Raw genomic sequence first — 10,390 nt, forward strand, 5'->3', positions numbered from 1 at the left:
CGCGAAACTACTTCGCCGTCGTCGCCATTGCCGCCACTCTGCTCTGGATAAGGTAACTGTCCACACGGCCTAGCGCTTCGAGATGACTCATAAAGGGTGTAATGCCGATGCCGGCCGCGAGAAAAATGAGAGGCCGGGGTCCCGCCAGCGGTGGGGTGAAAATTCCTCTCGGCGCCTCGATCCGGACTTCATCACCGACGGTCAGACGATGGATATGAGCGGAAAGATGACCGGTGTCGCGGGTGAGGGCCAAATCGTCGGAACGCCGTTTCTTTATTGCGACCGACAGGACATCCTGGCCGTCATGACCGGTCAGCGAATAGGCGCGGGTCACATCGATTCCCGGCAGGCCCAGCATGACGTGCTGTCCCGGCCGGAACGCGGGAAGCGCGCCGCCGTCGCGCGGGATGAGATCGAGCGCGACGACATCGTTGGACTCGTTGCGGATGGCGGTGACCGAGAAAGCGCGCTGGCCGACCCAGCGGCCACGGCTCGCGGTCTCGTCCTTGCGAATGTCGCAACGTATCGCCCGCAGCGGCACCGAGCCGCTGACCGGATCACGCGTCGCGTCGCTCAAGCCGTCGTTCATGTTCGATGTCGGAAATCCGGCGGGGGTGGTCGCGTCCCGGCCCAGTGGCGGACAATCCTCCCACCAACCGAACTCGGCGATGGCGATGCGATCGTCGAGAGATTCGTTCAGCCGCACGCGCAGCCGTACCTCTCCCGTTGACGTCTCGACAATCGCCCAGTCGCCATCCTCAAGACCGCGCCGCGCCGCGAGCGTGCCGCTGATCTCGATCGCGGGATCTGGCGTTTTCTTTCGAAGCGAGGCGATATGACGGTGCGAGCTGTGCACGAACCAACCGCTCTTGGCTGTGGTGAGCACCAGTGGGAAACGGCTGTCGGCGGTGTCCGCAAACGGGCTTTCGGCAGGCTCGATATGGCTCGGCAGCGGTGCGTAGCCATGATCGAGCATCAATTCCGAATAGATTTCGACGCGGCGGGTGGGCGTGGCAAAGCCCGCAATCGTGCCGTCATCCCGCTGCAGTGCGTATTTTTCGTGCCGAAACGGCTGGGGAAAGCGCAGGCCCTCTGGATGCTGACGCAGTTCGTCGACCGTTACGCCGAGCGGCGCGAGCTGATGGTTCCAGCCGGCGCGGATGTCGCCACCGAAGAATTCGTTTGCCAGGCCCAGCCTGACGGCGAGCTCGGCTGCGATTTCATAGTCTGCTTTGCACTCGCCGAGACGCGGAAGCATCTGCGGACGGAATTGTATCGTCTCGACGGCATCCTGCGTAATCTCGAATCCGATTTTGAGGGCGTCCCGCTCCCACGGCATATTGGCCGGCAGAATGATGTCCGCATTCTCGGCCGTCGGATTCATGAACATGTCGACGTGAACGTGGAAGTCGAGCGCGCGCAGTGCCTCCCGATTACGCGAGGAGTGGCCCTGCGAAACCATGAAGTTCGTACCGAAGCTCATCAGCGCCCGGACGCGATAGGGCTCGCCCGTGAGCACGGCGCGACTGAAATCGCGCGCCGTGATCCATCCCCGGCTTGGCGGCCCGAGCGGCAATTCGTCGATGCCGAGCGCTTTGGCCTTCTGTTCCGGCGGCAACAAGGCATAGTCGTTGACGGTCCGTGTCGGTGGCGGCACCGGCCAGACATTGCCGCCCGGCCGGTCGCAGGCGCCGGTCAGCGCGTAGAGCGTCGCAATCGCCCGCTCGGTCATCGTCGCATTGGTATGCAGGCCGACGCCGGTCCACGAGTGGTAGGCGAGCCTTGCGCTGTTCTTGAACAGGCCGTAGAACGCCGCGATGTCGCGCTCCTCGAGCCAGCTCACTTCGGCGACGCGAGCGATGGTGTAGGGGGCAGCCTCCGTAGCCAGCAGACGAAAAGCGGTCGCCGCAGCGATCACGCGACCATCGCGCGCGGCGAGCGTCGTCCGGCCATCCAGCCTGCAGTGCGCAGGATCGAGAGCCGCAGCGCGGGTGTCGTAGGCCCGCGCCGTTCCGGACTGATCCAGCACGACGAAAGCTTCCGACGATTGATTGTCCCAGAGTTCGTTGGCACGAACGAAGCGGCCTGTATTGGTGTCGACCAGGAAAGGCCCGTTGGTCCAGCGCGTGACGAAGCTCGCATCGAAGGATCCTGTCGCGATGAGATGCCGGATTGCGCCCATGGCCAGGGCTCCGTCCGAGCCGGGGCGGATGCGTAGCCAGACGTCAGCGTCCTGTCCGGATCCGTTCGGCTTGGGATCGACCACTGCAACCCGCGCTCCGCGTCGTCGCGCATTGGCAATACGGGTCGCCTGGGCGAGCCATGTGCGGGCAGGATTGTGTCCCCACAACACGATGGCGTCGGCGTGCTCATAATCGGGAAAGCCGATACCGCGGCCGAAAGTCAGGGCATGGGCATAGTCCTTGTGCCAGCCGCAGATTTCGACCGCGTAGATCAGATTTGGACTGCCGAAGCACCTGATGAAGCGCTCGACCCACTCGAAGCTGTCGACCATCGGCGTGCCGCTGGGCGTGGTGACGGCGAAGGCCACGGCTTCAGCGCCGGATGTTTTGCGAATGCCGCGGAGCTCCTGGACGATGTCGTCCAGAGCCTCGTCCCAGGAAATTTCGGTCCAGCCCGGATCGGCTGCTTCTCGCGGTGCAGTTCGACGAAGCGGCTTGGTCAGCCGCCGCGGACTATGGACCATCTCCGGTGCGGCGCGGCCCTTTGCACATAGCGCTCCGCCGGTCGGATGCCGTTGCAGGCTCTCGACGCTGATCAGCCGGCCATTCTCGACCACCATGGTCGAGCCGCACCGTGATCGGCAGAGCGTGCAATAGCCCGGGATGCGCTCAGCCATCGTGAATGAAACCGTGTCACATAGAAGTCAGTGTAGCGCGTTACTGTAACGCTTTACACAGCATGATCTGTGGGCATATCCTCCGTCAAGCGCATTTATTGTGCTGCACTTGCTAAACCGGAGGGCTCTGGAACCGACGGAGCGGGAGGGGGGATGGAGCAGAATTTGCGGGAGCAGGTGGTGCAGCAGGTGCGGGCCGAGATCATTTCCGGCCAGAGCATGCCGGGAACCATGTATTCCGTGCCGACGCTGGCCACGAGCCTCGGCATCTCGACGACTCCCGTGCGGGAAGCGCTGCTGGAGTTGACGCGCAGCGGGCTGATCGAACCCATGCGCAATCGGGGCTTCAAGGTAGTGGAACCGACCTTGACCGAACTCCGCAACCTGTTTGATCTCCGCGAAGTCCTGGAGCTCCATGCGGCGGCGATCGTCGCACGCAAGCCAAAGAGGGATCTCGAAGGGCTTTATCGCTTTGCCGATGACATCGCGCGCGCGGTGAGAACGGAAGACCTGAGGCTCTATCTCGAATCCGATCGAAGCTTTCATCAGATGCTGACGGCTACGGCGGACAATGCACGCCTCACCGAGTTGGTGATGGGATTGCGTGACCAAATGCGACTTTACGGTATCAAGTCGCGTGCAGGTCTTGCCCGCCAGAATGAGTCAACCGCGGAGCACTATCAGATCATTGAGTTTGCGATTGCCGGCAAGGAGGAGGCTCTCACAAATCTGCTCAGGCATCATATCAGGGCCTGGGAGCCCATCTTTGTCGAAGCGTTGTCACAGGTGACGATCCCGCGGGAACCGATTGCCGCCAATCGCGGTCGGGGGCGCTAACGCGGGAGGTGCCGACGGAGATTTCGGCGATAAGACTGGGGGCAGGCGGATGGCGGTCCTGAGGCCTTAAGCAATCATACCTTTTGCACGGCGTTCGATATCAATGAACACTTTAACAAGTTCGGCAACACGCCGGCCCTGGTCGGCAGCCGAGGGAGTGTACGCAAGCTGGTCCCGATCGCCAACCAGCACGGCTTCAATGGGGTGGCTACTTCAGCGGGCGCCAGGACGGCATGCACTTCGAGATCGCTTTTCTGCAGCCTTAGAGCATGATCCGGAAAAGTGGAAACCGGTTTTCCCTCGCGACAAACGCGAAGCGTTTGCGCGGAGATCATGCTCAAACAAAGAGATGAGATCATGATCCGATTCCGTCTAATCGGATCATGATCTCGTGCGGTGGGTCTGACGTTCCGATCAGCCTTGCGGCAACCTTCGTCGTCGGACGTCAGGGCCAAAACCGTGATAGGTTTCGTGGCCTACGCGACCGGCAATATCGAGAGTAAACGGGTCAGCGCTCATGCTTCGTTCAGCATCGCGTGCAGACGCCGGGCAAGGTCTGCCAGGCGGAAGGGCTTTTCGACAATTGGAAACTCTCCGACCGCATTGTGTCGCTCCAATACATCCGCCGCATAGCCGGAGGCGAGCAGGATTCTGATATCTTTGCCGAGCTTCCTCGCTTCGCGAGCAAGCTCAACTCCGCTCATTCCGTTGGGCATTACGATGTCACTCAGCAAGAGCTCAAAATCCTGACCGCTCTGGAGTATCCGAAGCGCGTCCATGCCGTTCCGGGCGCAGGAAACCTGATAGCCGCACGTGGTCAGCATGGCTGACGTGGCCTCCAGCAGATCCTCGTTGTCTTCAACGAGTAGAATTCGCTCCGTGCCGGTCGGTATGGCCTGGGGTTGAGTGCGCTCCGGATCAGCCTCGCGCGCTTGCGCAGCGCTGGGGAGGTATAGATCGATCGTCGTTCCGGCTCCGGGTGCGCTGTTGATGGCAATATGACCGCCAGACTGTCGAACAAAGCCATAGACCATGCTGAGTCCGAGTCCCGTACCCTTCCCGACATCCTTGGTCGTGAAGAATGGCTCAAACACGCGATCCCGCACTTCCGGGGACATTCCGCAGCCGGTATCTGCGACGGACAGCCTCACATACGATCCGGGCGGACAGCCGGACATTGAGCTCTTGTCCTGGACCATGTTCCGGGTTTCGATCCGCAGCACACCTCCATCGGGCATGGCATCGCGCGCATTCAAGGCCAGGTTGAGAAGAGCGGTCTCCAGCAGCGACGGATCAACGCGACACATCCATAATGCTTCGTCGAGCCGTAGTTCGACTTCGCATCCGTTCCCGACGGCTTGGCGGATGAGGCCCTGGAATTCGGAAAGGAGTCGATTGGCGTTGACCAATTCCGGCTTCAATGCGTGCCCACGGGAAAAGGCGAGAAGTTGCGTCGTAAGCTTCGTTCCGCGATGGACGGAACGTCGTGCCGCTGCTGCGTATTGCCGGATCTTGCCGATATCTGGGGCATCCTCGATGAGTTCGAGGTTCGCAGAGATCACCGTAAGCAGGTTGTTGAAGTCGTGTGCGACGCCGCCGGTGAGCTGGCCGACGGCCTCCATCTTCTGGCTCTGATGGAGCTGCTCCTCCATCAGACGACGCTCCTCCAACGCCTGCTTGTGATCGGTGATGTCGCGGAGGAAGATCGCGAGGCCGTGGCTCGAGGGAAAGGCATTGATTGCGTACCAGGCCTCCATGCGCGGGCAAAACATTTCGAGATAGGTCGGCCGTCGCTCTGACGTTGCCTCCCGAATTTTCTTCAAGGCTTCCAGCTCGGCGGCGACCGGAAAGGCTTCTGAAAGGGCCATGCCGACGATGTCCCGGCCGTGGGCGACACTCGCCGAGGCCGGTCCATTGAGATAGCTGACCCGCCAATCCCGATCGACGATAAGCACGCTGTCGGTGGTGTTCTCAAAGATCATGGTGAACCGAGCGGCAGCTTCCTCGGCTCTCTCCTTTGCTTCGGACAATTCGTGCTCGCGGCGTTGGAGCGCGTCGGCCATGGTGTTGAACGCTTCGGCGACCTGGATGATTTCGGATGTTCCTTGGATGTCGACGCGTCGTGCAAGGTCGCCCAGCCGCCATTGGTTGGCGGCGTCGACCAGTTGCTCAAGCGGGCGATGGATGAACCGCCGAGCTCCCAGCGATGTCAGGCTCAACACCAGTGCGGTGCTCAGTACGATCAGGAAGACGCCACGCCGTGTGCCGTGCTGGATCTCCGTGAACGCCCGGGCTTTGTCGAGGCCAAAGGCGATAACGAGCCCTCCGTCTTGCAAAACCGAATAGCCGACGATCCGCTCCACACCATCGAGATCGACGATGTCGGCAGTGCTCCGATGGTCGGGCTTTCGATCGTTATCCCCGGGTATCCTCCGGCTGACAAAGCGGTCGTTATCGGGATAACGGGCCAGGTACGTGCCGTTCCGGTCCATGATCGCAAGTGCAGCCCCCGGCGGCACATCCTGCTGAGCGATGGAGCCGGCAAGCCAATCCAGGCTGAGGGCGGCTATAACGACGCCGCCAAGCCGGGCATCGTCGCCATAGAAGGACAGCGCAAAATGAAGGACCTTGCGACCGGTCTGCCGACCGATTGCGAACTCTCCGACCGTGAATTTGCCGGTTTTCAGTACGTCGGCGAAGTAGGGCCTTCCAGCCGCGGTCGATCGCTTTTGATCGTTGTTGGTGTCACAGAAGGCATCACCGTTGGTGTCGACCACGATAAAGCTGATGAACCCCGGGTATCGTCGCTTGATCCTGGCGAGATAGGCATTGCATCCTTCTGGGTTCTTCACCTTTATCGCCGGAAGCTCCGACAGCGCGATCAGGGCTTGATGCATTCCCTGGACGATCTGGCGCTGTTCGGCCGCGGCGAGCTCCGCCAGGTTGAGTGCCTGGTTTTGCACTTCGACTTGGCGGGCGCAACGGAACTGGAATTCATTGTAGGCTTGAATCGCGATAGCTGGGATCAATGCGATAGCCACCAGCAGGAATAGGCGTGATAAAAGAGTCACTTGTTTGCTTACCTTCTGCCCGCGATCCTGCAACGCCCGTCGAGCGAGTAGCGCTCTGACGTCGATCGCTGACGAAATGCGATCTGCGATGCTCAGGACAATCATCTTGATCGCGACGCTAATCATGCCGTTGTGTAAATGACGCTTCAGACAAATCCTTCGGTCTCCGTTGCGCGAGACGATGTTCATTCGACGTCCTCGCACGCGTGAGCGAGGGCACCGCCAGACGCGGCCTGTGCCGTCTTCAAATGTTGGCGAGCTCTGCTACTGGATCATGACGCGATCGGACTGAGCAGTTACAGCCGTAACGATGATGGTCTGCGCTGCCGCAAGCCATTGACGAATTTATTGAAATCGAACTCCGCAAGCAGGGCTTGCGGCGAGCGGAGGGGCTCGGCCGGGACCAGCCATATCCGCCGCCGATGGCTGCATATTGAAGCAATATTTGTTTTTGCCCGGCGTCCCGAGCATTTGTCCTCGCAACATTGGCGGGTAGGCTGGCGGCGGCCTGCGCTTTTTTGGAAAGGGCAATTCGATGCCAAAGCTCATTTACCGCGTCGTCTCCCCATGTGGCGCCCTCGGATAAGGCTACCCGAAGGAGCCGCTGCAGGCGGCCGTGAAGGGGGCGTCGATGCCATCATTTGCGGCCGGCTAGATCAGGCGGTCAGGTCGTTCATCCGCAGCGCGAGATAGAGAAGGACCCGCTGCTCATGTGCAGCGAGCTTCAGACCTGTCACGCGCTCGATCTTGTCGAGCCGATAGGCAACGGTTTTCTGGTGAGTTCGCAGTTCCTTCGCTGCCGCCTGCTGAGAACAATTGCATGCAAAGAACACGCGCAAGGTCTGCAACAGGGTCTCGCGTTGCGGGCTCTTCTCCTTCAGCAATTCTCCCACGGTCTCGCTGACGAATCCCTGGAAATCGGTTCCGTCGCGGATGCTCATCAACAGTCCGGCAACTCCGACGTCGTCGTAATCGATGACCGTGGCCTTGCGGCTCTGACAGGCGACGTCGAGTGCAATGCGCGCGTCCTTCCAGGCGGCTGGCATCGACATCGGGTCGGAACAGCTCCGGCTCAGGCCGATGCGCGCGATCGATCCGGGGACGCGGCGCATGATCTCGGCAATGAGGCTCTGGGCAAAATCGCGGGCCCGTACGGCTTCGCAGGTGGAAATGACGATCGCAAGCTCGTTTCCACGCAGTCCCGATAGCTTTGCAATGTGGCGCACAGGCAGATTGTTCGGCGCCTCGGCAACGGAACGGCGGCGGCCCTCGATTTCTCCGCCGGTCAGGACGCCGGATTGGTCAGGCTTGTCGAGCCCGTCGATGCGACAAACGGCGACGCAATATTCCGCCGGAATCTCGGCGTTCAACTCCTTCGCCCGCTGCAGGGCCAACTGCCGCAGATGGTCCGCTCCCTCCAGCAGATCCCAGGTCAGCGTGGCAAGCTTGTCGCTCAGCGCGCGGGCGGCGGCTCTTTCCTTGGTTTGATGGAGCGCGGCAGTCACGCACAGCTCGGTGATGGCGAGTTGCGCGCTTTCGTCTTCGATCTGCGGATCGATCAGAACGGCCCAACCCAACTGTTCCGATCCGGCGGTTATGCTCTGAAAGGCGAAGCGCAGCGGCCCTGCGGAGAGCGTTCTGTATCTGGTTTCCGAGCCCCTGTTCTGCGAGATTCCGATGCGGATGGCGTGGAGCACGCCTTCTCCGGCGGACAATTCGGGATGGCAGGCCCGCACATCGAGGTGCTTGTCGAGCAGAAGCACGGGAGTGCGGAGGTGTTCGTGCGCGCGTTGCGCAATTTCGGACAGACCGCCGCCATTGAGGAGCGTGAAGATAAGGCTTTCCTGCAGGTCGGCGGAATTGCGGATCACGTCGTACCGCTGCTGCAGTTCCGCGTGGGCTTCCTTCAGTTTCTGAGCCGCCAGCTCGCGCGCTTCTAGCAGGGCCGCGTTCTCGATCGCCAGCGAAGCGAGATTGGCGAGCGTAGCGAGCTCCGCCGTATGCTGCGGCGTAAATGTCGACGGCTTGCGCCGCCAGACTTCGAGAACGCCGATCACCTGATCCTGGGACATAAGGGGGACTGCAAGCGCGGAACGGACACGTTCGGCGCGCGCAAGGCTCATGAAGTCGCGGCTGATGATTTCGCTTTGAACGTAGTCCTCGATCGAGCAGGGCTGGCGGGTCTCGAGGACGCGGCCGCCGACACCTTGTCCGGCTTTCATGCTCAGCGACGCGGTCTCTGCTGCCAGATTGCCGGTGCAGCGCTTCATCACCAGCGCATCGTCCTCCAGCAGCATGATGCCGCAGATATCCGCGGAGAGGCGGGCCTTCGCCTCGTGGGTGATCTGCAGAAAGATCTCCTGGAGGTTTCTGCTCTTCAGGATCTTGTTTGCCACGCGCTGAAAGACGCGGATCGCTTCTAGCTTGTCGGGGTTGCCGTGCTGGCTCTCGCTCGATGCGATCGCGAGCCTGAGGACGCGGGATAAAGTCGCGGCGCTGCCGTGCAGCGCAGCCGGATTGTTGATGCCCTCGACCAGAAGGGCGACGCTGCCGACCTGGACCGGGACGAAAACGGAATCGTCGAAATGGACGATATCCGCCAACGCATCCGGCAAGCTCTCGATCAGGGCTTCGTCGGCGCCATCATTGAGCTTCTCCCACTCGCGCCAGGCACCGGCCGAGCGGACGAGAAGCCGGACATCGCGGGCGGCGAGGAGGTTGCGAAACAGGATGCGCGCCTCGGCAAAGAGTGCCTGAGGGCCGCGATCGGCTGCGTTGGCGAGCGTGACGATCGCCTGTCGCAACGGCTCGAGCGCAAGGTCCGGATGATCCGCAAGCGCTTCCCTTTGCGCGAAATGCGCGGTCCTGCTCATGGACACTCCTCCCGCGCGGCCCAGAATCCGACACTGCAACTGTTCGTCGTTGTCGCGAACCTTGTCTTGTGCGATGCAGTATAGCTGCCGCTTCTGGAAGCTTGCTCTGGTTGGCCCAATTTGGCAACCGGGGCAGGGCTGATCTCAATCAGATCCGGGGATCGATCACGGCTTTCATGATCCCCTGCGCCTTGAGATCGGCATAGGCCTGGGCCGCGCCGGCAAATCCAATCCTGCGATCCACCACCACCGTGGGATCGAGAACGCCCGTCGTGATCAGCGACAGCAGGCGCGAACGGAGACGGATGGAATCGCCTATGGCGAAGCTCAGCGTCAGCTCATTGGCAAAGCTCTTTGCGAGGGGAAATGACCAGCCTTCGGCTGCATGCGCGCCGACCGAGATGATGCGACCGCGCTTCCGCACCAGGTCGAATCCGACAGACAAGGCGGCGGTGTTGCCTACGGCCTCGACGACCACGTCGACACCTTCTCCATCGGTCAAGCGGGCGACCAGTGCGGAGGCCTGTTCCGGAGTGGCGGCGAGGCTGCCATTGGCGCGGGCGAATGCGCGTCGTACCTTGCTCGGCTCGATCACGATGACGGCGCCGGCTCCCGCGGCTTGCGCCGACAGGGCCGCAAGCTGACCAACCGTCCCGCCGCCGATGATGGCGACGCGTATTGCCTCACCTGAGGATGTTACTTTCGCTTGACGGATGTAGCTCCGACTGTCGGCCGGTCCGAGGTTGCGT

General features: G+C 61.6%; 5 protein-coding genes. 1 reads left to right on the plus strand and 4 read right to left on the minus strand.

Annotated elements, in window-relative coordinates; genetic code table 11:
* Positions 1-7: 7 nt before the first annotated feature.
* Complete coding sequence (locus AAFX91_RS34225) at positions 8-2,860, minus strand: molybdopterin-dependent oxidoreductase (protein WP_394569508.1); 2,853 nt, start codon at positions 2,858-2,860, stop codon at positions 8-10.
* Between the two features lie 153 nt (positions 2,861-3,013).
* On the opposite strand from AAFX91_RS34225, the gene AAFX91_RS34230 reads away from it, so the two are divergent.
* A complete protein-coding gene (locus AAFX91_RS34230) occupies positions 3,014-3,697 on the plus strand; it encodes a GntR family transcriptional regulator (protein ID WP_130577602.1) in 684 nt (227 codons plus the stop codon).
* Between the two features lie 515 nt (positions 3,698-4,212).
* On the opposite strand, the gene AAFX91_RS34235 is transcribed toward AAFX91_RS34230, so the two are convergent.
* The 3 genes from AAFX91_RS34235 to AAFX91_RS34245 form a co-directional block, all read right to left on the minus strand.
* Positions 4,213-6,957: an ATP-binding protein gene (locus AAFX91_RS34235; RefSeq protein ID WP_394569509.1), complete on the minus strand. Its 2,745-nt coding sequence runs from the start codon at positions 6,955-6,957 to the stop codon at positions 4,213-4,215.
* Between the two features lie 467 nt (positions 6,958-7,424).
* Complete coding sequence (locus tag AAFX91_RS34240; RefSeq protein WP_394569510.1) at positions 7,425-9,641, minus strand: helix-turn-helix domain-containing protein; 2,217 nt, start codon at positions 9,639-9,641, stop codon at positions 7,425-7,427.
* A 148-nt stretch (positions 9,642-9,789) separates the two neighbouring features.
* Positions 9,790-10,390 (minus strand): zinc-binding dehydrogenase (locus AAFX91_RS34245; protein ID WP_394569511.1); only part of this gene is annotated, 601 nt, incomplete at its 5' end.

Source organism: Bradyrhizobium sp. 31Argb (genome assembly GCF_043638955.1).
Lineage (GTDB): Bacteria > Pseudomonadota > Alphaproteobacteria > Rhizobiales > Xanthobacteraceae > Bradyrhizobium.